This is a genomic window from Legionella sp. ST3F1, assembly GCF_048553315.1.
GTDB lineage: Bacteria > Pseudomonadota > Gammaproteobacteria > Legionellales > Legionellaceae > Tatlockia > Tatlockia donaldsonii.
Window position 1 is genome coordinate 1 of record NZ_JBLZIO010000010.1, and the last position, 23,306, is coordinate 23,306.

A 23,306-nucleotide genomic window follows, 5' to 3' on the forward strand; every position below is an offset into this window, starting at 1 on the left:
CTTACTTTAAAGGGGATTTTAATTCTATTATGAAGTTTTTCTATACAGACTTATGTAGAAGATTCAGTTGCAAGCAACCAGGTTACACTTATTGATCTAAACTCTTAATTCACCAGTTTCTATATCGTGCTGAATGGAGGGTTCTTTGGTAGAAGAATCTGACTTAGACGAAGCGAAAAATCCCGCACTACAATTGGCGATGCTGCTTACAATTTTTTTTGCTGCTTGTACAGTTGCAGAGGCAGTCCCTACAATAATATGCGAGTTATTATATACCATTGTACAAGCGTATTCGCGAGCAGGTATGTAAGTAGAGTAATACCCAATGGTGCTAGGCGGCCCAATGACTAACGCATAAGCAGCGGGGAAAATTGCTCTGGTTGCTAAAGCTAAATAAGGCGCTGCAAAATACGCAATTAGAGCGGGGCCAGCAATAGCAGCCAAAGTAGTTGTCATATTATAAGCACATTGGCTATAGCTAGCGCCTTGGCTTGTATTATCTGAGGACGGATTGGTCATTATGTTACCACTTAATCAATTAGGTCAACAATTATACTCAAGGATGCTTAAAGAAATATTAATATAGGGTAGGTGGTGAGGAATTGTTAAATTAATTGATAAAAATCCCGGGAAGAGCTTAAGGGGGATAATTATTTTGGATCAATCGTTCAATCTTCCTGTGGCTAATACAGATAAAACCGTTGGCTAAGCTCTGATACTTCAGCCTGATAAGATTTATTACCTGCTAATCCAGGTTGAAGGACATGTTGATGCAACAAATGATGATAATATTTATACGCTCGCTTTAATTGGCCAAATTGTGTTTTATTTAATTTACCTTCCTTAAATAATGTTCTTAGCCAACTTAAAGTATGAGTATGTTGTACCAAACTTTGAGCGGGATTGGTCAATACTAAAAACTGCACTAAAAACTCCAGATCAAGCAAGCCACCCGCTGTATGCTTAATTTCATCAGCATCAACATGTTTCTGAATTTTTGCACGCATTGCCAATACGTCATCGCGAATAGTTTGTTTAACTCTCGGCAAAAATAATACATCAATCTTTAACTGCTTAAATACCGAACGTATAGGTTGTTTTCCTGACAACACCCGAGCTCGCAATAAAGCCTGATGTTCCCAAGTCCAGGCTTGAGTACATTGATAATCGACAAACGCTTCAATAGGACTAACCAACAGTCCAGCTGCTCCGGAAGGACGCAAACGAGTATCAACTTCATATAAGATACCTGCTTGTGAGCGCGTAGTCAGCATATGCAAAATCTTCTGAGTTAAACGAGTCACCAAACTCTCTTCTTCAGGATAGGCAGCATGAATAAAAACCAAATCCAAATCGGAATTGTAATTCATTTCTCGACTGCCTAACTTGCCATAAGCAATAATGGCAAAACGGGATTTAATCTGCCTTATTTGTGGGTAACGGCTGCTTAACTGCTGGCAAGCAATTGTTAAAACCTCAACAACAATTACTTCGGCAACATCCGCTAAAAAACGACCGATACGTACCGCGTCATAGCAACCGTCCATTTCGGCACGCGCCGCAGCAAGCCAATTAACCAATTTAAACTGGCGTAGAACTTCTTCCTGTAATTCATTATCACCACAGTGTGCTAACTGATTTCTCAATGTCTCCTGTAATTGCTTACGTGATGGAGGATGCCACGTCTGTTCTGGATCCAAGAGTACTTCAAGTAAAAATGGCTGACCAACCAATAAAGAAGTAATAAAAGGGCTATTGGCAAACCAATACAATAATTCTTTTAGTACCTGTGGGTTCTCGGTTAACAATGCGAGATAGGCACTACGGCCAACAATATTCTCCAATAAATGCAAAACCTGCAGTAAAACGGTATCTGTTTCGCTAACCTGGGTTAACTCACTTAGCAACAAAACCATGAAACGATCAAGCCGCATTCTTGCCGCTTGAGTTAAGCGTCTACAACGTGGTGCATGCCTAAAGGCATGAATCATTTGATAACAGCGTTCAGCGTGTTGAAAACCAAGACTTGCTAACAAATTAATAGCCATTGAACTTTCAATATGTCCCTGCCATAAACTGGTTAATTGGTTAGCAAGAAGGCGATGTTGATCTTCATCCGTATCTACCTTATGCAGGACTGCATGAAAAGCGGCACTGATGATTCGTTGGTATTGATGTAACTTTGTCAACAAATCATCCCAATTACTGTACCCCATCGCTAATGCAATTTGCGCTTGCTTTACTGCATCCACAGGTAAAGAATGGGTTTGTTGGTCATTTTGACTTTGCAGGCAGTTCTCCAACTTTCTTAAAAAGAGATAAGCTTGTTTTAATGCCGCTGTACGAGCCAATAATCCCTCTTGTTTTAAAGCATCAAGCGCGGCCATAGCACCTTGTTGACGTAAATGGGGCAATCTACCACCACGAATTAACTGGATATTTTGAATAATAAATTCTACTTCGCGAATCCCCCCAAAACCGCGTTTAATATCGTTTAGAGCAGGATTTAATTGTACTTCCCGTTCAATCATTGCTTTCATGCTGCGTAAAGACTCAATGACACTAAAATCCACATAGCGTCTATAAACAAAAGGGGTTATCAAACGGTGAATCCATGATTGTTCATCGGGATTTATACTAATCAAACGTGCTTTAACCATTGCATACCGTTCCCAATCTCTCCCCTGTTCCTGGTAATAAGTTTCCATAGCTGCAAGACTACTCACCAAAGCCCCACTCTCCCCGTTAGGCCGTAAACGTAAATCGACCCGAAAAACAAAACCATCAGCAGTCACATTTTGTAACAGCTGTATAAAACGCTGTACTACCTTCGTGTAATATTGCTCATTACTCAATCGCTCCTGGCCATTGGTATAACCAGCAGCAGAAAAAGCAAAAATCAGATCAATATCGGAGGAATAGTTAAGCTCGCGGCCGCCAAGTTTCCCCATAGCAAGTACATAAAGTTGGGTTGGAAGGCCAGTCTCGTCACACGGATTTCCATAACGCGCTGTCAATTCCTGCTGGCAAAAAGAAAGACTGTGCCTAATCATTGCATCAGCGCAATCAGACCAGGACAGCACTGTTTCTTCGGTATTAGCTAAACCTGCGATTTCACGTAGTAGCAGACGCAAAAAATGACTATGGCGAAATTGGCGTAAAGCACGAGCAAAAGGAATAAACGATTGCCCGCTCAGTTGACTCACCTGCATAAAGTAATCTTCACGGGTTAAAGGTTGTTGACAATCATCTTGTTGCAGCAATTGGTTCAAAATGTCTACCTGTCGGCAAGCATAATCACTAACCAACAAAAGCCTCTGCAGTGCCTCAGCCACCGGATGCTTAAGGGCTGCAAAGTGTTTTAGATAAAAGGAATTCCTTGACTGTAAAAGAATTGGAAGTTCGTCCACTGGCTGCATTTGACCTATTAATAATAAAAAGCATATCCAAGACTATCCAAGCTGGAAATAAAAAACAAATGCGCGATGATTTCTACCATCGGTTGGCTTGTGGAAATAATTGATAAAAATACAAGTTGCCTGAATGTTGCTTAATCAAAGAAAAAAGAAACTCAACCATCTATTCCCTTAGACCATTTTCAAAACCCGCTGTGACGAAGAAAACACGAAGAGACGCAGAACCGGAGTGGACACTCGAAAGCACCTGTGGATTGAAGCCCTTATCGATGAAGCAATTTCCCGCCACAGTTGAGTTTGGCAAGAGGCCTATTTAAAAATAAGCTGGCAGGCTATACTCTATAAATACTATAAATTAGTAATTTGATTAAACTGATGAAAATAATTGGCCTTGTTTTAGCCCTGATAATCGGTATTAGTTCACCTCTTCATGCCCAAGGCGAACCCCTTAGAGTCGCAGTTGATACGTTTGCCCCCCCTTTTGTTATGGAAAGCGCTAATAATCAACTGTATGGCTTTGACATAGCAATGATGCAAAGCCTTTGTCGCATTATGGAGCGTACCTGCCAATTTGTACCAGTGCCCTTTGAAGACATTTTTGCCACTATAGAAACAAGAAAAGCTGATGTTGGAGTCAGTGCAATTATTATCACTGCGGAACGAGCATCCCGAGTTAATTTCTCCCTTCCTTATTTATTAAGTTATGCGCGCTTCTTAGGCCCTAAAAAATGGATTGGCCAAACTTTTCGCCTGCAATTGTTGACTAACCAAACTGTAGGCGTTTCTGAAGGAACCATTTTCCCCGAAGTAGTAAAAACCTTGGGGATCGCCAATGTAAAGAGCGTTAAATTTGACCGCTTGGACTCCATGATAGAGGCATTGGAAGAAGGGGATATAGATTTTGCTCTCATGGATGAGCCTACAGCCTTATACTGGCAATCACAATCCTCAGGGACTCTCACTGTGGTCGGCGAACCGTTTATTTATGGGTTTGGTTTGGGTATTGCTGTTAACCGTGGGGAACCTGATTTATTACAGGTCATTAATAAAGCGTTACTTCAATACCAAAACAGTGATGAATTTAAACTGAACTATCAGAAATACATTGCTCATTTTTAATAGAACTATTGCCTTGTGGTTAAAAATGACTGCTTGCAATCATCTAACAACACATAAGCGTTCACGGGATAGGTATATTTCGTCGTTACGGGACCTGGCGAAACAATCCAGAACGATACTACATTGAAGATTTGAAACTGGATTGCTTCACTTTGTTCGCAATGACGACAGTGCTTTCCGTTATCAAAGAATGTCATGCGCCGTGAACACTTACCAAGGCAAATAGGATAGTGATTAATGCAAGGTTTCACCTTTAGTGATGCAATGACTAATCACTCGGCGAGTCACGAAATCACCTTGACTGGCTCCGTAGAGTGATTTGAAATGCTCTGCCAGCGTTAAAACCCAAGAGGATAAACGAAAATCCATACGCTTTTCTTCCTGATTGACGACTAATTCGAATAACCCCAATGAATCACTATTTTGCTCGTTCGCATACTCCTCCATGATACGCTGAGCAGTATAGATATCTTTCTCTCTGGTTGGCCAACTTTTATTCATAAGTATCCCCTAACTTCATGACTTCGGGTCATTTGAAAAACTTCACGGCAGAACAAATTGGGTCAAATAATTAAATTACAAGTCCTCAATCTGAATTTTTATCATGCCATACATTGATTATTTTTTCAATATATTGTTCTATTTTTACTCATTTATTACCAACTTTACAAAGCCTTGCGGCTCTTCCCAAAGCGTCACAAAGAGCACCATTATGATTGGCCCAACAAATAAACCAAGCAATCCCAACGTTTCGACACCGCCTAAAATACCAAACAAAACAGCAAGAAAAGGTAGTTGGATCGCACCACCTATTAAAACCGGCTTTATAAAATGATCGGCAACAAACATCACGATGGTTCCCCATACCAAGACAATAATAGCGCCTATCATGCTGCCGTAGGATAATAAAATCAAAGCAACAACGACAAACACAAAGGGAACAACAAAGGGGATCATTGCAGCAAATGCTGTTATAAAACCGGTTAGGGTTGGAGCAGGGAAATCAACCAAAAAATAACAAAAACCCATTAACACACCAACCCCTAAACCTACCACAATCGTGCCATTGACTGTCGCTCTTAACGCTGAGGGTAAACGATCAGCATAGCGAAACCAACGGGATCCCAAACAAAATTCACCGATATGATTGATTTGTTGAAATAATTTATCGCCATCGCGATAAAAGAAAAATAAGGTTAAGAGTGTAAAACCTAGCTGAAAACCGCGATGAGCAAGATTGACTCCTACCTGCTTAATATAATAACTGGCGGACGTTAAAGGCAGATGAAGATTGGATAAGAACGATCTGACATTGCCTGGTTTGCTAATATTAGCATCCCAGTAAGTTACAAGCTCATTACCTATAATTGGGACTTGTTTTATAAATTCCGGAGCCTGCCCTCCTTCGCGATTTATCAGCTGTAAGTAATTAATGAATATTTGTAATTCTTTCACCAAAATACTGACTAACCAACTTAGAGGTAATATAAATATCAAACTCAAAATTATAGTAAACAGCAAAGCAGCCAGGTTATCATGATTAGCAAAAAATTCTCGCCAACGGCGATATAAAGGATAAGTCGCAATGACAATAATAGCTGCCCAAATCATAGACGGAATAAAGTGATGAATGATAAATAGAGCCAGCAGGACTATACCAACAGTCAACCCCATACTGATTAATTCCTTATGGTTTTCATTCATTTTGCAAATCCCCAAGCAAGCAATTGCATTAACAACCAGGCGGGAATAGCCGCCAACACATCATCTAACATGATTCCTATACCACCGTGAACCTGCTTATCGATACTACGAATCGGTTGTGGTTTCCAGATATCAAAAATACGGAATAAGATAAAACCGATGATCATCCACCCCCATCCTATCGGGGCCATTGTCATGGTAAGCAAATACCCTACAACTTCATCCCATACAATACCAGAATAGTCGTGGACGCCCATTTCTTGTGAGACTTTATCACTAACCCAAACACCTAATAAAAAAGCGAGAATAGTCATTAGCAAATAAATGATGAGTGGCTGTCCAGCAAGCAACAAATAAACAGGTATAGCAGCGAGAGTACCCCAAGTTCCCGGAGCAACCGGCATCAACCCACTACCAAAACCAAAAGCAATAAAATAAGCGGGATCCTGCCATACCTTATTGGACAATTTTACTGTATTCATTCGCACTCCTTAATCAAGTTTGCTTGAATAAACCCGGTTTATATCTTTTAAAAATGGCTATAACCACTTGGTGTAAGAGAGAGCAGATCACCCTCTTCTGTCCTGGCACGCAGACCATGTTTTTCTTCTATGATTCCAATTTGGTAACAGCGCAACCCCGCCTTGGCAAACAAAGCGAGTAACTGCTCTTCCTTTTGTGGTGCAACGGTAAAGCATAACTCATAATCATCCCCTCCTGTAAGAGCAAAATTAACTGCATTTTCCCCTTGATATTCGTGGACCAAAGAATGAACAGGAATCGCAGATAACGATAAGCAAGCCCCAACTCCACTAGCAACACAAATATGATTAAGATCTGCACTTAAACCATCGGAAATATCGATTGCTGCCGACGCGCTGTTTTGCAAAATATCGGCTAGATCAACACGTGGCTGAGGATGTTGCAATTTTAACATCAACGCACGCTTATCAGCTTCAGGAAGATCACTTCGCTGCAAAAAAGCCACTGCAAGAGCAGCAGCACCTAATTCACCACTCACATAGATTTTATCCCCTGGTTGAGCCCCAGAGCGCCTAACCGCTTTTCCAGTCGGCACCAAACCATGAATAGTGAGTGTTAAGCTTAGAGGACCACGCGTTGTATCACCACCAATTAAAGCAATATCAAATTGCTTTAAGGAAGCGTGCAATCCTTGGGAAAAACGCTGCAACCAAGCAGGATTAAGCTCCGGAATAGTCAGTGCCAAACTTATCCAGCAAGGCCTGGCTGCCATTGCGGCTATATCACTGACATTAACCATGACTGCTTTATAGGCAATGTCATACGCATCCCAGCTACGCAAAAAATGTACATCAGCCACTAAAGTATCTGTGCTCACTAACAATTGATGGGCAGGAGGTACATTCAGGCAAGCGGCATCATCACCGATACCCAATACGACATCGGCGCGAGTGCTGGCAGGATTTTTAAAAAAAACATCGATTAATGAAAATTCATTCATTATGAAGGCTGATTTCAATTTTTCGTACTTGTCGCGCCAGATTATTCAGTACGCCATTAACATAACGGTGGCCATCCTGGGAACCAAATTCTTTCGCCAGCGATATTGATTCATCCAGTACAACACGATACGGAATCTCAGGGCAGAACAACAGTTCAAAGGACCCTAAACGTAATACAGTTAACTCAATGGGATTTAAACTCTCAATCGATCTATCCAAAAATGGCATCAGATTTTCTTCCAGGAGCTTCACCTGCTCTGGGACACCATAAAGTAAACGGTTGAAATACTCACTATCAACTTTATCCATATTATTTGCAACACGAAATTGAGCTTCTATTTCGAATAATTCATGGCTAGACATTAACCACTGATAAAGCGCTTGCAGGGCAAGTTTTCGTGCACGTCTTTTGCCCCTAATTGATTGTTTTTCCACAATTACCTCATGAAGTTCTATCATCTTTCATTTGATCGATAGTTTGTCTGAAATCACTAACATCTTTAAAGCGTTTATAAACCGATGCAAAGCGCACATAAGCAACATGATCAAGACGATACAATTGCTTCATAACCAATTCGCCCACCTCACGAGAATCGATTTCTCGCTCCCCGCTACGGCGAATTTCCTGCATAATGGTTACGATAGCTTCTTCAAGCGCATCAACGCTAACAGGCCTCTTCTCCAAAGCCCGCAACATACCAGCTTTCAAGTTATTAATATTAAATGGCTCACGCCGGCCATCTCGTTTGATGATCGAGGGCATTATCAATTCGGCTGATTCAAAGGTAGTAAAACGTTCGTGACAAAGAAGACATTGTCGCCTTCTTCGTACTTGCGCTCCTTCTGCAACCAGGCGTGAATCCACTACCTTGGTGTCTTCTGCATGACAAAATGGACAATGCATAATTAACGATATACCGGAAATTCATGGCACAACTGCAAGACTTGCATTTTTACACGCGCAATCATTGCTTCATTATTCAAATCATCAAGCACGTCTGCTATCCAATTACTCAAAATATTCACCTCTTTTTCTTTAAATCCACGTGTTGTTATTGCTGGAGTGCCTAAACGCAGACCACTCGTTACAAAAGGCGAACGTGGATCATTAGGTACAGAATTCTTATTGACCGTGATATTAGCCCGTCCCAAGGCAGCATCAGCCTCTTTGCCGGTAATATTTTTAGTGATCAAATCAACCAGTAACAGATGATTTTCTGTACCACCCGAAACAATAGGATAGCCTCGGCCTTTAAGCACCTCAGCCATCACTTTTGCATTCAATAAAACTTGTTGTTGATAGTGCTTAAATTCGGGTTGCAGGGCTTCAGCAAAAGCCACCGCTTTGGCTGCAATAACATGCATTAAAGGACCACCCTGCATACCAGGAAATACTGACGAATTTAATTTCTTTTCAATTTCTTCATTGGCACGAGCCAGAATCAACCCACCACGTGGTCCACGCAACGTTTTATGGGTCGTCGTAGTAACCACATCCGCGTAAGGCAGGGGCGAAGGATAAAGGCCAACAGCTACCAAACCAGCTACATGCGCCATATCAGCCATTAAATAAGCGCCTACTTTATCAGCAATAGACCGGAACCTTGCCCAATCAAGCACCTGCGAATAAGCAGAAAAACCAGCGATAATCATTTTCGGACGATGAGTCACTGCCAACTCTTCCAGGGCGTCATAATTGATGAGACCCGTCTCAGGATCCAATCCATAGCCTATTGCTTCATAGAGTTTGCCGGAAAAATTAACTTTAGAGCCATGAGTCAAATGACCGCCATGCGGTAGAGCCATCCCCAGAATGACATCGCCAGGCGAAAGCAACGCCATCATTACTGCGGCATTAGCTTGTGAACCTGAATGCGGCTGTACATTTACATAGTCAGCACCAAACAATTGCTTGGCGCGGCTAATGGCGAGGTTTTCTGCAATATCCACATATTCGCAACCACCATAATAGCGTTTACCGGGATAGCCCTCAGCATATTTGTTGGTTAATACTGAACCCTGTGCTTCCAGGACCCGTGGACTGGCATAATTTTCCGAGGCAATAAGCTCGATATGATCTTCCTGGCGCTGACGCTCTGATGCAATTGCTTGCCACAGCACCTCATCAAACCCGGCAATCGTGTAATTTTTATCAAACATTAGCAATCCTTAACCCTGTCGGTAATTAAACGTAACTTCACATGACCTCGGCTAATTGCTTAAAGCACGGAGGTAGGAAAGACATTCCCTATCCAGACGATAATTAAATAATTATAATAGCTACTCAGCCAGGTTTGTAGCTCCTACTTACATTAGCCATTAATTCTCGTTATTCAACCAAGAGAGAATTACGTACTCGCCTGACTCCATCAATATTCGCTGCGATCGCAGCAGCGCGCTGCTTGGTTATTGGGCTATTTACAATACCACTCAATTGCACTTCACCCTTATAGGTTCTGACTGTAATCGCGAACCCTTTTGTTCCTAATTTATCAACCAATTCCGTTTTAACCTTTGCAGTAATCGCTGCACTGTCAAGGTACTGTCCCGTACTTTCGCTCGTTGGCGTAGCAGAGCAAGCAACCATGATTAGCAGTGAAAAAACCAGTAGGATTTCTCCCATTATCCTTAACATACTGCTCTCTTGGAATGAAATTATCCAAGAATATCACAGCACAGTGAACTAGTCATGACCATGCATATGACCTTCCTCCACACTATCATGACCATAAACATAGCCATTACCATAGTTGCCAGGATGTTCGTGTACTCTTGACTCAGGCATCACCGAGCCATGCCCGTGGTAATGTGACTCCCTGTTTTCGTGATGATGATAATGGTGATAGGGACGAGGGGCTGGCGCAGAATGATAGTAAAAAGGCCTTGGCGCCGGCTCATAATAACGATCATAGTAATAGTAATCGTTCTCCAATGTACATGAACCCAGTGATGGTAATAAAGCCAGTAACGCTAACAAACGTTTCATAAAAACCTCTTAGGCATAGCAACATAAAAAAAGAAAGGCACGATTCTACAATCGTGCCCTCTATGTATTTTACAGCTCATAAAAAATACTACTTCAATTAATTTGGAATTACTGTGCTTTCACCTCGGCTTTTCTTCCATAACGAAAGGGATATTCACGAAAGGGATAAACGGTTTCGCCTACATAGGCTCTTCTTCCTACGAGTCGCCACCCACTAAAGGTATTAATATCTAAACGCATGCCACTATGGCAGCGCATTACACCATCCCTATCTCTATAATACAGACTAATATAATGAGGGCGTTCCATACGATAAATATCAAATGGTTCTAATAAAGTATCATCATCGAACATGCCATAGACACGTATATCGTCGTAGCCATCGTTTAATACCTCTATTTCACAATAGCCAGGCATCATCGCTCTTTTCTCTACAGAAGGACCAGTATTTGCCTGTGGATGAACATGCCGATTGCTATCGGCATAAACTGATGTTAACAAACCTAAACAACTAACAAAAAGCAGTGACTTAAGCTTCATCATTAACTCCAAAGTAACTCTAAGATAGAGTGCAGACCAATTGTTAACAAAGAGTTGTCTTTAGTCAATAGGATTTTTTTGTGACCATGATAAAAATAATTTGCTCTATTTTCAGGCAATCTATTGACTGTTCAAATGACCAATTGTTGATTCTGATTCGACCAAATTATTTATGCTAATCCAGGCTCGCCCCAATTCCCAGTAATCGAAAAAATGCAAAACATCACGAAGTTACTTACTTCATCTATCAAGTAGTTATGGTATATTAAGCCCCAAATTAGGTAGAGGTTTAGTGGAAGTTCCTAAGCATTAGCCCGTTCAGAGGAATGAAGATGAAAAAACGCATGAAGATCATGATTATTGCTTTAATCGTTGTATTTGGAGGCATTATTGCGTTTAACCTCTTCAAAAGCTTTATGATTAAGCGCTTCTTTGCGAACTATGAACCTCCTGCCGTGAGTGTATCTTCTGTCAAAGCCATCCAAAAAAGCTGGGAACCGCGTATTGCAACAGTAGGAAATTTTGTCGCCATTAATGGTGTTGATGTCAATTCTGAAGCATCTGGAAACGTGGTGAAAATTCATTTTGAATCAGGCCAGTATTTTGAGAAAGATAAACCTCTGATTGATATTGATGACAGCGTTGATCAGGCCACGCTTAAATTTAATCTGGCAGAACTGGCTCTAAGAGAGCTCAATTATAAACGCCAAGCTGATTTATTTAGACGAGGGGCAACCCCCAGTTCAAGTGTTGATGAAGCGACAGCCAATTTGCAACAATCCAAGGCCAATGTCGAAAAAACTGAAGCGCAAATAAGGCAAAAGCATATTAGCGCCCCTTTTTCAGGGTTATTAGGCATTCGTCAAGTTAACTTAGGGCAATATATCACACCTGGACAAACCGCGATTGTGACCTTGCAATCACTCGATCCCCTTTACCTGGAATTTTATTTACCTGAACAGATGCTGAAGAGATTACATATTAATCAAGGCATTCAATTTAACGTAGAAGAATTTCCTAATGCTATCTTTGAAGGAAAAATCACCGCTATTAACTCCAAGGTCGATACGAATACTCATAACATTCTGGTCCAGGCGACTCTGCCCAATTGCCCCGCTGCAGCAACTGACAATCCAGAGAATTCGACGCTCATTAAGCTTGGCAAAAAAATTGGCGAAAAAAGAATTATCAATTGCAACACAGAACTTAACACCAAAAATCATATTACCCAATTCACTTTTATTCCCGGTATGTTTGCCTCTGTTTCCGTGGAACAACCCTTAATTCCAGACGTGATTGTTTTACCTTCTACAGCTATTTCTTACAGTCTGTATGGCAACTCTGTTTTTGTGATCGAAAAAGATAAAGACGGTAAAAAAGATGCTGAAGGCAAGGATATTTTGCGAGTCCAACGGGTGTTTGTCACTACAGGCGAACAGGCCGGCAATTACACAGTGATTAAAAAAGGAATAAAAGCGGGTCAGCTGATTGTAAGTTCAGGAGAATTGAAATTACAAAATGGTACCCCTGTGGTCATTAACAACAGTGTACAACTCAATGATGTCAGTGACGCTGATAATTTAGGCCAATAGCAGTTTTAGCGGCAAGTGATTTGCCTTAGGCGATGGTTATTTAACCATCGCTGAGATCAATATCGTCAAAAACGACGAAGGTTTTTTCCAGGATAACGCATGAATTTTACAGATATATTTATTAAACGCCCGGTTCTCGCCACAGTCATTAGTTTATTGATCTTTTTGTTTGGCCTGAATTCAATCTCAACCATGCAAATTCGCCAATATCCGCGCATGGATAATACGGTTATCACAGTGACTACTGCTTATCCTGGTGCTGATGCCGCTTTAATTGCGGGATTCATTACGACACCTCTGGAAGCGGCTGTTGCCAGTGCGGAAGGGATCGATTACATGACCTCAACCAGCACACAAGGCTTAAGTACAATTACCTTAACGATTAAATTGAATTTTAATCCCCAGGTTGCCTTTACCGATGTAATGAGCAAGGTGCAGCAAATCTTAAATCAATTGCCTCCTGAATCACAGCAACCGGTTATTGTTAAAAGTTCGGATACCTCAACCCCGTTAATGTATATCAGCCTTGATAGTCCTGATATGACACCGCAGCAAATTACCGATTACGCTACCCGTGTTGTACAGCCACAATTACAAACTGTCGATGGCGTAGCAAAAGCAGATATCCTGGGTGGGGCGACTTACTCCATGCGGATTTTCCTCGACCCAATCAAAATGGCTGCTTTGAATGTAGCACCCTCCGATGTATCCAGTGTATTGGCTCGTAATAATTTCCTGACTGCGGCAGGCAATACTAAAGGTGAATATGTTGCGATCAATATGACTGCAAAAACCGATTTAAATAACGCTGAAGAATTCAGCCAATTGATCGTCAGAAGCAACAAGAACTCTATTATCCGCCTGCGTGACATCGGTAAAATAGAATTAGGTTCGCAAAACTATGATTCAACGGTACGATTTAATGGTAAAAAGGCTGTCTTTCTCGCCATCACACCAACACCAACCGCTAACCCGCTGACCGTAATTACTGATGTACGCAAAATAATGCCCTCTATTCAACGTGAATTTCCCCCTTCTTTATCAGGGACTATTGTTTACGATGCGACTGATTTTATTCGCGCCTCTATCGAAGAAGTGATTCAAACCATTGCTGAAGCCGCGATCATTGTTATTATCGTCATCTTCCTGTTTTTAGGCTCTTTACGCTCCGTTATTATTCCGGTAGTCACAATACCTTTGTCATTGATTGGTGTCTGTACCTTCATGTTATTTTTAGGCTATTCCATCAATTTACTGACTTTGCTTGCTTTCGTTCTGGCAATTGGTCTCGTAGTTGATGATGCCATTGTAGTTGTTGAAAACGTACACCGACACATTGAAGAAGGAAAAACGCCTTTCCAAGCAGCAATTATCGGTGCTCGTGAAATTGCAACGCCTGTAATTGCCATGACCATTACTTTGGCAGCGGTGTATGCCCCTATCGGATTTATGGGAGGATTAACTGGCGCTCTCTTTAAGGAATTTGCGTTCACCTTGGCAAGTGCCGTAATTATCTCTGGTATTATTGCATTAACATTGACCCCAATGATGTGTTCTAAAATACTCTCGGCAGAAATCAGTAGCGGACGTTTTGTTCACTTTCTTGATGATAAATTTAACCGCCTGAAAATCCGTTATCAACGTGCTCTCCATAGCTTATTGGATACTCGGATCATTATTTTGCTGTTCGCTGCAGTGGTATTACTTATGCTGCCCTATCTCTATAGCCATACCGCAGAAGAAACGGCCCCTGAAGAAGACCAAGGATTCTTCTTTGTCGTCTCAACAGCACCACAATATGCGACGATTAATTACCTCGAAGCCTATACTCAACCTTTTGATGAGATCTATAAAAGTTTTCCTGAAACCGAACATTATTTTACAGTTAATATGAGTGCACCTATTTCCGGTATGGTACTCAAAGCCTGGGATCGACGAGAACGCAGCCAATTTCAGTTAAAACAGCCTTTACAAGAAAAATTGGACAGCGTGGCTGGTCTTAAATCATTTGCTGTTATTCCTCCTCCACTCCCGGGCGGCGGTAGTGGTACTCCTATTCAGTTTGTAATCAAGACTACCAATGATTTTCAAACACTCTTTGAAGTATCCAACAAATTAATTGATGCGGCACGCAAGAGTGGTCTTTTTATTTATATCGATAACAGCCTTAAGTTCAATCAACCAGAAATTGAATTACAAATTAACCGCTCTAAAGCCTCTGATCTTGGATTGGACATGCAGGCGATCGGTAGCAGTTTAACCACTGCCCTTTCCGGCAATTACGTTAATTATTTCAATTTGCAAGGACGTAGTTATCAGGTGATTCCACAATTAGACAGGCGTTATCGCTTGAATTCCGAGCAATTAGGACAAATTTTTGTGCGTACCGCGAATGGCATCATGGTACCCTTATCGACTGTGGTTACACCAAAAGAAAAAGTACAACCTAATGCCGCAACGCACTTCCAACAGTTAAACGCTGCCACTATCCAAGCAGTGATGATGCCAGGTACAACGCTTGGACAAGGTTTAGCGTTTCTAAAAGAACAAGCCGATAAGTTATTACCTAAAGGTTTTACTTATGATTATGGCGGGCAGTCAAGGCAATTTATTCAGGAAGGTAGCGCGCTTATTTTTGCCTTTTTCCTGGCAATCATTGTTATTTTCCTGGTGCTTGCAGCCCAGTATGAAAGTTTCAGAGACCCACTAATTGTATTAATCAGCGTCCCGATGTCCATTTGTGGAGCATTGATCCCTCTTAATTTGGGAGCAGCAAGTATTAATATTTACACCCAGGTTGGGTTAATTACCTTAATTGGCTTGATCAGTAAGCATGGCATTTTAATTGTTGACTTTGCTAATCAATTACAACGAGAAAAGAATCTTGACCGTCGAGCTGCAGTCGAGGAAGCGGCTGCCATTCGTTTGCGTCCAATCTTAATGACAACGGCAGCCATGGTCTTTGGTGTCCTCCCCCTATTAATCGCAGCAGGGGCTGGGGCTGTCAGTCGTTTTGATATTGGTCTGGTGATTTCAACAGGTTTACTGGTTGGTACCTGTTTTACTCTTTTTGTCGTGCCGACTATGTATACTTACATTGCAGCTGACCACCGACATGATTACGATAATGAGAATACCATTCCCCCTTCAGCAATAAGTGATTCTCATAACCCAGTCTAGGTTTGGGGTTATGAGAATGACCATAGCAAGTGAATAATCGGTCGTTTAGCGATCGATTTATTGCCATTGAATATGTTAGAATTCGCGATTTTCACCAGTACAGGTTAAATCATGGATAAGACTTATTCCCCCCAAGCGATAGAACGTGCATGCTATGAAAAATGGGAAAGCCACCATTATTTTCAGCCGCGCGGCGAAGGAAAGGCTTATTGCATTATGTTACCTCCTCCTAATGTAACCGGTAGCTTACATATGGGACATGGTTTTCAACATACTTTAATGGATGCCCTGATTCGGTATAAACGTATGCAAGGCGCAAAAACCCTTTGGCAACCTGGTACTGATCATGCGGGAATCTCAACGCAACTCGTTGTGGAACGCCAATTGGATAGCAAGGGATTATCCCGCAAAGACATGAGTCGTGAGGAATTTCTAGAGCATGTATGGCGTTGGAAGGAAGAATCAGGAAATCAGATTACTAGCCAGATGCGTCGCATCGGTTCTTCGGTCGATTGGTCGCGCGAACGATTTACCATGGATGAAGGCTTGTCAGCTGCTGTACAAAAAGTATTTGTTCAATTGTACGATGAAGGGCTTATCTATCGCGGTACCCGTCTGGTAAACTGGGATCCAAAATTAGGTACAGCTGTTTCAGATCTGGAAGTTATTTCTGAAGAGGAAGATGGGTGTTTATGGCATATACGCTACCCTGTCGTTGATTCAAGCGAATCAATTATTATCGCCACAACAAGACCAGAAACTTTGCTTGGTGATACGGCGGTTGCCGTTCATCCAGATGATCCCCGCTATCAACATTTGATCGGTAAACAGCTACAACTTCCTTTATGTGACAGAACGATTCCTGTTATTGCAGATGACTATGTCGATATGGAATTTGGTAGTGGTTGTGTCAAAATTACGCCAGCTCATGATTTTAATGATCACGAAATTGGTAAACGCCACAATTTGCCGTCCATTAACATCCTGACAAAGAAAGCAACCATCAATAAGAACGCCCCCTTACCTTACCAGGGGATGGATCGCTTTGTAGCTCGTGAACTCATTATTCAAGACCTGGGTAAAGCAGAGCTCTTAGTTAAAATTGAACCACACAAATTAAAAGTACCTCGCGGCGAAAAATCGAATGTTATCATCGAGCCACTTTTAACTGATCAATGGTATGTAAAAATTAAACCGTTGGCTGAACCAGCTATCGAAGCCGTTGAAAAGGGAGAAATCCGCTTTATTCCTGAGAATTGGTCTAAAACGTATTTTCAATGGATGGAAAACATTGAAGATTGGTGTATTAGTAGACAATTATGGTGGGGACATCGTATTCCAGCCTGGTATGACAGCCATGGCCATGTTTATGTTGGCTATAGTGAAAACGATGTTCGCTTTAAATATTCCCTGGATGAATCCGTCTCATTAAAACAAGATGAAGATGTTCTGGATACCTGGTTTTCTTCTGCACTTTGGCCTTTCTCCACCTTGGGCTGGCCAGAACGCACGCCGGAGCTTGAACAATTTTACCCCACGTCAGTCTTGGTAACTGGCTTTGATATTATTTTCTTTTGGGTTGCCCGCATGATTATGATGGGCTTAAAATTTACAGGTAAAGTCCCCTTCAAAGAGGTCATCATTACGGGGCTTATTCGCGATAGCGAAGGGCAGAAAATGTCTAAATCCAAAGGGAATGTCCTGGATCCTATTGATATTATTGATGGGATTGATCTCGACAAACTCATTGAAAAACGAACTTCCAACCTGATGTTGCCTTCAGTACGTGATAAAATAGCAAAGGCCACCCGCAAAGAATTTCCAGAAGGCATTGCCTCTTTTGGGACTGATGCACTTCGTTTTACCTTTTGTTCGTTAGCATCCACCGGTCGTAATGTACGTTTCGATATGGGGCGAGTTGAAGGGTATAGAAATTTTTGTAATAAGCTATGGAATGCTTCACGTTATGTATTACTTAATACCGATGAGGAGCAGATTGATTTTGGTGATGGCGCTTTTCAATATAGTCCTGCCGATCAATGGATACTTTCACGTCTGCAACATACGATTACTCAGTGCCATCATTATTTTGAAACCTACCGTTTTGATTTACTGACAAACACACTGTATGAGTTTGTCTGGCATGAGTATTGTGATTGGTATCTTGAATTATCAAAACCAGTGCTCTATGACAATAATGCCTTGGCAGCGATGAAGCGAGGGACTCGGCGTACTCTGATTCATGTGCTTGATCAGATCTTAAAACTCTTGCACCCTATTATGCCGTTCATTACTGAAGAAATATGGCAACGTACCAGCAAACTTACCAGCCAAAATGGTGAAACCATTATGCTAAGTCACTACCCGCAGGTAAACAAGGATTTCATTAATCCTGACGTGGAAGAAGAATTAGCCTGGTTAAAGTCAGTCATTCAATCTGTCCGTACCATTCGCAGTGAAATGACTATTTCCCCTGCTAAATTAATTCCCTTACATTTCAGAAACGTAACACCAGTAATAGAAGAGCGGATTAAGAAATATCATGGAACTTTAATTGCGTTAAATAAACTGACTCACATCCGTTGCATAGATAAGAATGAATCACTATCAGTTTCAGCCTCTGCTGTTGTTGGTGAGCTCGAGTTACTTATTCCTATGGCTGGCCTCATTGACAAACAAGCAGAATTATCTCGTCTAGAAAAAGAAATTGCTAAATTGGATAAAGATATAGCTCTTGCTGAAGGTAAACTGGGTAACCCTAAATTTACTGACAAAGCACCTGCTGAAATTATTAGTAAAGAACAAGAAAAATTAGCTCAGGCAAAACTAACCAAGAGTAAGTTGTTACACCATAAAAAAACGGTAGAAACACTCTAGGCAGGTTGGCGCTTCGCCCAACAGGGTATTTGGAAACATGTTGAGTCAAGGTCGCCGACCTACAGGGTTTATGGCTTGATATTGCGCGTTTCGCTGCACACATAGACTAATGTGTATGCTCCGCTGCGCGAATATCAAGCCATGGGCACTCATCACACCTCTTAAACAACAGCTCAAAACTAATATGACAAGAAGGGATTCTTGCCTTTACATCGTCTTGTTACCCAGGCATGCTTACCTTTACCCTAATTCGGGATTTCAGTATGGTCAAGGAACAAAAAGCAAATCACCTGATTCACGAAAAAAGCCCTTATCTACAACAACATGCCCATAATCCTGTAGACTGGTATCCTTGGGGAAAAGCAGCCCTTGATAAAGCACGCGAAGAAAATAAGCCGATTCTGCTTTCTATTGGTTACGCTGCCTGCCATTGGTGTCATGTCATGGCCCATGAGTCCTTTGAAGACGAAGAAACCGCGATGGAGATGAATAAAGGCTTTATTAATATAAAAGTAGATAAAGAAGAACGACCCGATTTGGACAAAATTTACCAAACAGCCCATTATTTTTTAAGCCAACAACACGGTGGCTGGCCTCTGACTATTTTTTTGGCATCGGATCTTACCCCTTTTTTCAGTGGGACTTATTTTCCTCGCGAAGACCATTATCAATTACCCGCCTTTAAAAAAATTTTGCACTTCGTTACCGCGATCTATAACAATCAACAACAGGATATCCAAGAACAAGCCAAGCAATTAAAAAAAATCTTGCAGCAACAGCGCCATAGCCCGACCAATTCCGTTTTAAATAATCGTCCCTTAGAACTCGCTCTGTATAATCTGTCTGCAAGTTATGATGCGAATCATGGTGGCTTTGGTGTCGCTCCCAAATTTCCTCAAGCACCTAAGCTTGATTATTTACTAGACCATCATTCACCCCTTGCTTCAGCCACTCTGGAGCATATTGCAAAAGGTGGGATCTATGACCAATTAGCAGGAGGCTTTTATCGTTATTCGGTTGACGAAAAATGGAACATCCCTCATTTTGAAAAAATGCTTTACGATAATGGGCAATTATTAACGCTCTACTCGATTGCTGGCCAGCATCACGCAGAGGCATTTTTCCACGAAATTGCTGCTGAAACCGCCGAATGGGTAATTGAGGAAATGCAATCTTCCGAAGGCGGGTATTACTCCAGTCTCGATGCAGACTCTGAAGGGGAAGAAGGAAAATTTTATCGTTGGGACAAAACAGAGATTCAGGCTGAACTCACTGAAATAGAATATGCTGTCCTGAGCCATTATTTCGGTTTAATACAACCACCTAATTTTGAGCAATATTGGCATTTTTATGTTGCTCAGCCTTTAGAAAAAGTCAGTAAACAGCTAACCCTCTCCATGGCAGATACTAAAAAACTGCTGTCCTCGGCAAAAAAGAAACTACTCGCTAAACGTAATCAACGACCAAAACCTTTTCGTGATGAAAAAATTTTGACTTCATGGAATAGCTTGATGATTAAAGGTATGCTTCTTGCCGGATATTATTTGGCGGAGCAGCGCTACCTGAACTCCGCTGAACGAGCAATTCGCTTCATTAAAGAAAAACTTTATTGTAAACAGCAGTTACTAGCCAGTTATAAGGATGGTGACGCTTATCTTCAAGCCTATTTGGATGATTACGCTTTTTTAATTGATGCGCTACTGACTTCATTGACCATCTCTTGGCATACTGAACATTTATTATTTGCTATCGAATTGGCTGATAGCGTATTAAACCATTTTTCTGATCAAGTGGCCGGAGGATTCTTCTTCACCGCTGACAATCATGAAAAATTATTATATCGCCCCAAGCCAATGTCTGATGAAGCAATACCTGCGGGAAATGGGATCCTCGTCAGAGCTTTGCTAACTCTTGGTCATTTATTAGGTGAACCACGCTATTCAAACGCCGCAGAAAAAACGTTGCAGACCGCCTGGGCAGCTTTAATGCAATTTCCTGCAGAACACTGCAGTTTACTACAAGGGTTAAGCGATTATTTAACCCCACCGCAAGTGGTGATTATTCGTGGCAAACAAGATGAAATCAACTCTTGGTGGGAATATGCGCGGCCACGTAACCCTTATACCTTTGCCATACCCAATGAAACGCTAAATCTTCCCCAAGCCCTTTCTACAAAAAAGCCACAGGGAAAAACCTGTGCTTATATTTGCCAGGGTTTGCAGTGTAATGAGGTAATAACGGAGCTAGAAAAATTTAAAATGCTTCTGCAAGATAATACTATTTAAAATTAACGAGTTAATCAAAAAGACTTAGGAAAAACATTGAGTCGAGGCAAAGGCAACATTTGATTTTAACGAGAGAGTTTAGCCTCACTAAATGACCGAATTAAAAGCAAATTTTAACGAAGTGATCGACGTTTTGCGTAAGTCCTATTTAAGAAATGGCACAGCATTGCACACACCAGTCCTATCCCACCACCAATAATCACGTGAGAAAGGCGTTCAAAAGCGATTGCTCTTGAGTGCGTAATCAACATCACCACTGTTGCCACGAAGACACAGCGTAGCGTGTAAGCGATGATATAACGCCGAAAGGCTACCAGCGTTAAAAACAGTGCAACTGTAGTAAGCGTTAAATCAAAAGGCGTAGAAGGAACAACAAATTGGCCAAGTAGAATACCTACTGGAACACCAATTAAAACACCAATAAGACGCTGATGGAACTTCCCTGGCGTTGTTTCGATTTCGCCTGTAATAACACTTGCGACTCCCCAAATCATCCATTGACCATTTTGCATCGGAATATATTGGACTAAAAAGGCGGAAACACCGACACCCAAAGCCATTGCGATCATGCTCTCGGTATTATTCTTTTTCGCACCAAAATCAGATAAATACGAGAGTTGTAGAAATTGATAACCTTTGCTGTCTTTATAAAATTTTATTTGATTAAACAAGGTAATGGCTAAGGTAGGAATCAAGGCCACAAGTAAATAAGGCACTAAACGAGTGAAGCTGTATAAGGAAAAGACTGGTTTCATTTCAGAAGCGAGTTCTATGGAAAGAATGATAGCTGGAATAAATGTCCAATTTCCCAATGTCCGTAACTTATCACCTTTGCAGGCTATCCAGATGATCGCTGTGGCTGACAAGGTGCTACTTAAAATAAAAAGTATAGGCAGCTCTTGGGTAAAAAATAATAAATAAAATAAGAAAATGATTGCCAACCCATGCAGTAATACTCCCAAGACAGTAAGCTGCAATTTTTCCTCAACGATTAACGTTGCCATCGCTAAGACCGATACTTCTAACCAATAGGAATTCTCAGTAACAAGGAAAAGAACGGCAAAGGGTATTAAGACGATCATGCCAAGCAAGAGGAACCATCCTCTAATTTCATTTTTTATCCATTGCATGCTCTTCGCTAAAATTTGCATTTTAAATGTTGCTCACATTTACTAATCGGCATCGTTGGTTTATTGCTGTATCGCAGTACTAACCTCCGTCCGAAACGTTCCGCCTTGCACGAAAACACAAAAATACACAGGTTATGCAAGAAGGCCAACTCGAAGTCGAAAGAATAAGATTTACAAGCTTATAATAACCTTTTACTGTTATCTTTGTCGTTGTTCTAACATACAACGTTATTTAGAAATGTAAATTGGCTTTTAAGGATTACTGTGATACGGAATACTCAGAACCGACTGTCTTATTATCTGTTGGGCATTATTGTATGCCTTTTTTTATTTCTTTTCTTAACCGCAATTGTCGCGTGGCACGGTCCCTATCTCTTTCTTAATACGTATGTGCATCGCACCATTGAGACGATACAAACATCTTACCTTACTCTCGCTGCTACTTTTCTCTCTATTTTAGGAAACAAGTATATAGTTGTCCCAGCACTGATATTGACTAGTCTATTTTTATTTTTTCAAGCACAGAGAAGACTTGCCGTGCATTTTTTTCTTGTCATTGTTTTAGCCGCTACCATAGCGTTCCTCTTCAAGAATTTTTTCCCCATTCCCCGGCCTGAAGAGCATGGTGTTATAGAGAGCTTTGCCTTCCCAAGTCGGCATGTCGCCCTATGCTCAGCCTATTTAATTTTTATATTGGCAATTGTGAGTCCCAAGATTAAATCGAGTCGGTGGTTAACAATGACCATTTTTTGTTTGATTTTAGCGGAATCTATCGCACGCCTAATACTAAAAGTTCATTGGCTAACTGATGTGATGGGTGGTTTTTTTCTTGGTTCTGCTTGTGGCCTAATTGGAGCCTATAGTTATCATCTTAAACCGGATCCTGCCTTGGATCTTCCTGTATTTTTTAAAACCCTTGTCATTATTTTCGGTATCACTAGCATGGTTTATTATTTAATACCCGGTTTCTTTTAATTCTACCTTAAGATTTAC

19 protein-coding genes are annotated in these 23,306 nt (G+C 41.2%); 6 read left to right on the top strand and 13 right to left on the bottom strand.

The window, feature by feature from the left end:
• Nucleotides 1-96: 96 nt before the first annotated feature.
• Both ACN4Z1_RS08285 and glnE read right to left on the bottom strand, forming a co-directional pair.
• Nucleotides 97-519, bottom strand: coding sequence for a hypothetical protein (locus tag ACN4Z1_RS08285; RefSeq protein WP_228363252.1), 423 nt, complete (start codon nt 517-519; stop codon nt 97-99).
• Between the two features lie 164 nt (nt 520-683).
• Nucleotides 684-3,419 (bottom strand): bifunctional [glutamate--ammonia ligase]-adenylyl-L-tyrosine phosphorylase/[glutamate--ammonia-ligase] adenylyltransferase, encoded by a 2,736-nt coding sequence (glnE, locus tag ACN4Z1_RS08290; protein ID WP_228363253.1) that lies wholly within the window; start codon nt 3,417-3,419, stop codon nt 684-686.
• A 372-nt stretch (nt 3,420-3,791) separates the two neighbouring features.
• Here glnE and ACN4Z1_RS08295 point away from each other — a divergent pair, with 372 nt between their 5' ends.
• Nucleotides 3,792-4,535, top strand: a complete 744-nt coding sequence (locus ACN4Z1_RS08295; protein WP_228363254.1) for a transporter substrate-binding domain-containing protein — start codon at nt 3,792-3,794, stop codon at nt 4,533-4,535.
• 234 nt (nt 4,536-4,769) lie between these two features.
• Here the strand turns inward: ACN4Z1_RS08295 and ACN4Z1_RS08300 are convergent, their stop codons facing one another.
• From ACN4Z1_RS08300 to ACN4Z1_RS08345, 10 genes are all read right to left on the bottom strand, one after another.
• Nucleotides 4,770-5,036 carry a hypothetical protein gene (locus ACN4Z1_RS08300; RefSeq protein WP_115221770.1) on the bottom strand — a complete coding sequence of 89 codons (267 nt, stop codon included), beginning with the start codon at nt 5,034-5,036 and terminating at the stop codon, nt 4,770-4,772.
• 144 nt (nt 5,037-5,180) lie between these two features.
• On the bottom strand, nt 5,181-6,239 hold the full coding sequence (locus tag ACN4Z1_RS08305) for an AI-2E family transporter (RefSeq protein ID WP_115221771.1): 1,059 nt from the start codon (nt 6,237-6,239) through the stop codon (nt 5,181-5,183).
• The gene (locus ACN4Z1_RS08310) at nt 6,236-6,721 is read right to left on the bottom strand and encodes a phosphatidylglycerophosphatase A (RefSeq protein ID WP_228363255.1); all 486 of its coding nucleotides are present in this window, start codon (nt 6,719-6,721) and stop codon (nt 6,236-6,238) included. Before ACN4Z1_RS08310 ends, ACN4Z1_RS08305 begins: the two co-directional genes overlap by 4 nt.
• 47 nt (nt 6,722-6,768) lie before the next feature.
• Nucleotides 6,769-7,722 carry a thiamine-phosphate kinase gene (gene thiL / locus ACN4Z1_RS08315; RefSeq protein WP_228363256.1) on the bottom strand — a complete coding sequence of 318 codons (954 nt, stop codon included), beginning with the start codon at nt 7,720-7,722 and terminating at the stop codon, nt 6,769-6,771.
• Nucleotides 7,715-8,158: a transcription antitermination factor NusB gene (gene nusB, locus ACN4Z1_RS08320; protein ID WP_228363257.1), complete on the bottom strand. Its 444-nt coding sequence runs from the start codon at nt 8,156-8,158 to the stop codon at nt 7,715-7,717. The genes thiL and nusB overlap by 8 nt, the downstream gene beginning before the upstream one ends.
• Before the next feature lie 7 nt (nt 8,159-8,165).
• Nucleotides 8,166-8,627, bottom strand: coding sequence for a transcriptional regulator NrdR (gene nrdR / locus ACN4Z1_RS08325; RefSeq protein ID WP_058443286.1), 462 nt, complete (start codon nt 8,625-8,627; stop codon nt 8,166-8,168).
• A 2-nt stretch (nt 8,628-8,629) separates the two neighbouring features.
• Nucleotides 8,630-9,883, bottom strand: coding sequence for a serine hydroxymethyltransferase (gene glyA, locus ACN4Z1_RS08330; protein WP_228363258.1), 1,254 nt, complete (start codon nt 9,881-9,883; stop codon nt 8,630-8,632).
• A gap of 169 nt (nt 9,884-10,052) precedes the next feature.
• Complete coding sequence (locus ACN4Z1_RS08335; RefSeq protein ID WP_228363259.1) at nt 10,053-10,358, bottom strand: BON domain-containing protein; 306 nt, start codon at nt 10,356-10,358, stop codon at nt 10,053-10,055.
• 48 nt (nt 10,359-10,406) lie between these two features.
• Entirely contained in the window at nt 10,407-10,709 is a 303-nt protein-coding gene (locus tag ACN4Z1_RS08340) for a hypothetical protein (RefSeq protein WP_228363260.1), read from the bottom strand.
• Between the two features lie 108 nt (nt 10,710-10,817).
• Entirely contained in the window at nt 10,818-11,252 is a 435-nt protein-coding gene (locus ACN4Z1_RS08345; RefSeq protein WP_228363261.1) for a hypothetical protein, read from the bottom strand.
• 329 nt (nt 11,253-11,581) lie between these two features.
• On the opposite strand from ACN4Z1_RS08345, the gene ACN4Z1_RS08350 reads away from it, so the two are divergent.
• From ACN4Z1_RS08350 to ACN4Z1_RS08365, 4 genes are all read left to right on the top strand, one after another.
• Nucleotides 11,582-12,841: an efflux RND transporter periplasmic adaptor subunit gene (locus tag ACN4Z1_RS08350; RefSeq protein WP_115221778.1), complete on the top strand. Its 1,260-nt coding sequence runs from the start codon at nt 11,582-11,584 to the stop codon at nt 12,839-12,841.
• A 99-nt stretch (nt 12,842-12,940) separates the two neighbouring features.
• The gene (locus ACN4Z1_RS08355) at nt 12,941-16,021 is read left to right on the top strand and encodes an efflux RND transporter permease subunit (RefSeq protein ID WP_228363262.1); all 3,081 of its coding nucleotides are present in this window, start codon (nt 12,941-12,943) and stop codon (nt 16,019-16,021) included.
• Nucleotides 16,022-16,132: 111 nt separating this feature from the next.
• Complete coding sequence (locus ACN4Z1_RS08360; RefSeq protein ID WP_228363263.1) at nt 16,133-18,898, top strand: valine--tRNA ligase; 2,766 nt, start codon at nt 16,133-16,135, stop codon at nt 18,896-18,898.
• Nucleotides 18,899-19,161: 263 nt separating this feature from the next.
• Nucleotides 19,162-21,183, top strand: coding sequence for a thioredoxin domain-containing protein (locus ACN4Z1_RS08365; RefSeq protein WP_228363264.1), 2,022 nt, complete (start codon nt 19,162-19,164; stop codon nt 21,181-21,183).
• Between the two features lie 113 nt (nt 21,184-21,296).
• Here ACN4Z1_RS08365 and ACN4Z1_RS08370 read toward each other — a convergent pair whose 3' ends face one another.
• Nucleotides 21,297-22,313, bottom strand: coding sequence for an FUSC family protein (locus ACN4Z1_RS08370; RefSeq protein WP_228363265.1), 1,017 nt, complete (start codon nt 22,311-22,313; stop codon nt 21,297-21,299).
• 264 nt (nt 22,314-22,577) lie between these two features.
• On the opposite strand from ACN4Z1_RS08370, the gene ACN4Z1_RS08375 reads away from it, so the two are divergent.
• Nucleotides 22,578-23,288 carry a phosphatase PAP2 family protein gene (locus tag ACN4Z1_RS08375; RefSeq protein WP_228363266.1) on the top strand — a complete coding sequence of 237 codons (711 nt, stop codon included), beginning with the start codon at nt 22,578-22,580 and terminating at the stop codon, nt 23,286-23,288.
• The last annotated feature ends 18 nt before the right edge of the window (nt 23,289-23,306 follow it).

Coding starts and splice junctions, on each gene's coding strand:
- ACN4Z1_RS08305 (WP_115221771.1), bottom strand. CDS start 6,239: ATGAATGAAAACCATAAGGAATTAATCAGTATGGGGTTGACTGTTGGT.
- ACN4Z1_RS08360 (WP_228363263.1), top strand. CDS start 16,133: ATGGATAAGACTTATTCCCCCCAAGCGATAGAACGTGCATGCTATGAA.
- ACN4Z1_RS08295 (WP_228363254.1), top strand. CDS start 3,792: ATGAAAATAATTGGCCTTGTTTTAGCCCTGATAATCGGTATTAGTTCA.
- nrdR (WP_058443286.1), bottom strand. CDS start 8,627: ATGCATTGTCCATTTTGTCATGCAGAAGACACCAAGGTAGTGGATTCA.
- glnE (WP_228363253.1), bottom strand. CDS start 3,419: ATGCAGCCAGTGGACGAACTTCCAATTCTTTTACAGTCAAGGAATTCC.
- thiL (WP_228363256.1), bottom strand. CDS start 7,722: ATGAATGAATTTTCATTAATCGATGTTTTTTTTAAAAATCCTGCCAGC.
- ACN4Z1_RS08370 (WP_228363265.1), bottom strand. CDS start 22,313: ATGCAATGGATAAAAAATGAAATTAGAGGATGGTTCCTCTTGCTTGGC.
- ACN4Z1_RS08365 (WP_228363264.1), top strand. CDS start 19,162: ATGGTCAAGGAACAAAAAGCAAATCACCTGATTCACGAAAAAAGCCCT.
- ACN4Z1_RS08355 (WP_228363262.1), top strand. CDS start 12,941: ATGAATTTTACAGATATATTTATTAAACGCCCGGTTCTCGCCACAGTC.
- ACN4Z1_RS08335 (WP_228363259.1), bottom strand. CDS start 10,358: ATGTTAAGGATAATGGGAGAAATCCTACTGGTTTTTTCACTGCTAATC.
- ACN4Z1_RS08285 (WP_228363252.1), bottom strand. CDS start 519: ATGACCAATCCGTCCTCAGATAATACAAGCCAAGGCGCTAGCTATAGC.
- ACN4Z1_RS08300 (WP_115221770.1), bottom strand. CDS start 5,036: ATGAATAAAAGTTGGCCAACCAGAGAGAAAGATATCTATACTGCTCAG.
- ACN4Z1_RS08345 (WP_228363261.1), bottom strand. CDS start 11,252: ATGATGAAGCTTAAGTCACTGCTTTTTGTTAGTTGTTTAGGTTTGTTA.
- ACN4Z1_RS08340 (WP_228363260.1), bottom strand. CDS start 10,709: ATGAAACGTTTGTTAGCGTTACTGGCTTTATTACCATCACTGGGTTCA.
- ACN4Z1_RS08350 (WP_115221778.1), top strand. CDS start 11,582: ATGAAAAAACGCATGAAGATCATGATTATTGCTTTAATCGTTGTATTT.
- glyA (WP_228363258.1), bottom strand. CDS start 9,883: ATGTTTGATAAAAATTACACGATTGCCGGGTTTGATGAGGTGCTGTGG.
- ACN4Z1_RS08310 (WP_228363255.1), bottom strand. CDS start 6,721: ATGAATACAGTAAAATTGTCCAATAAGGTATGGCAGGATCCCGCTTAT.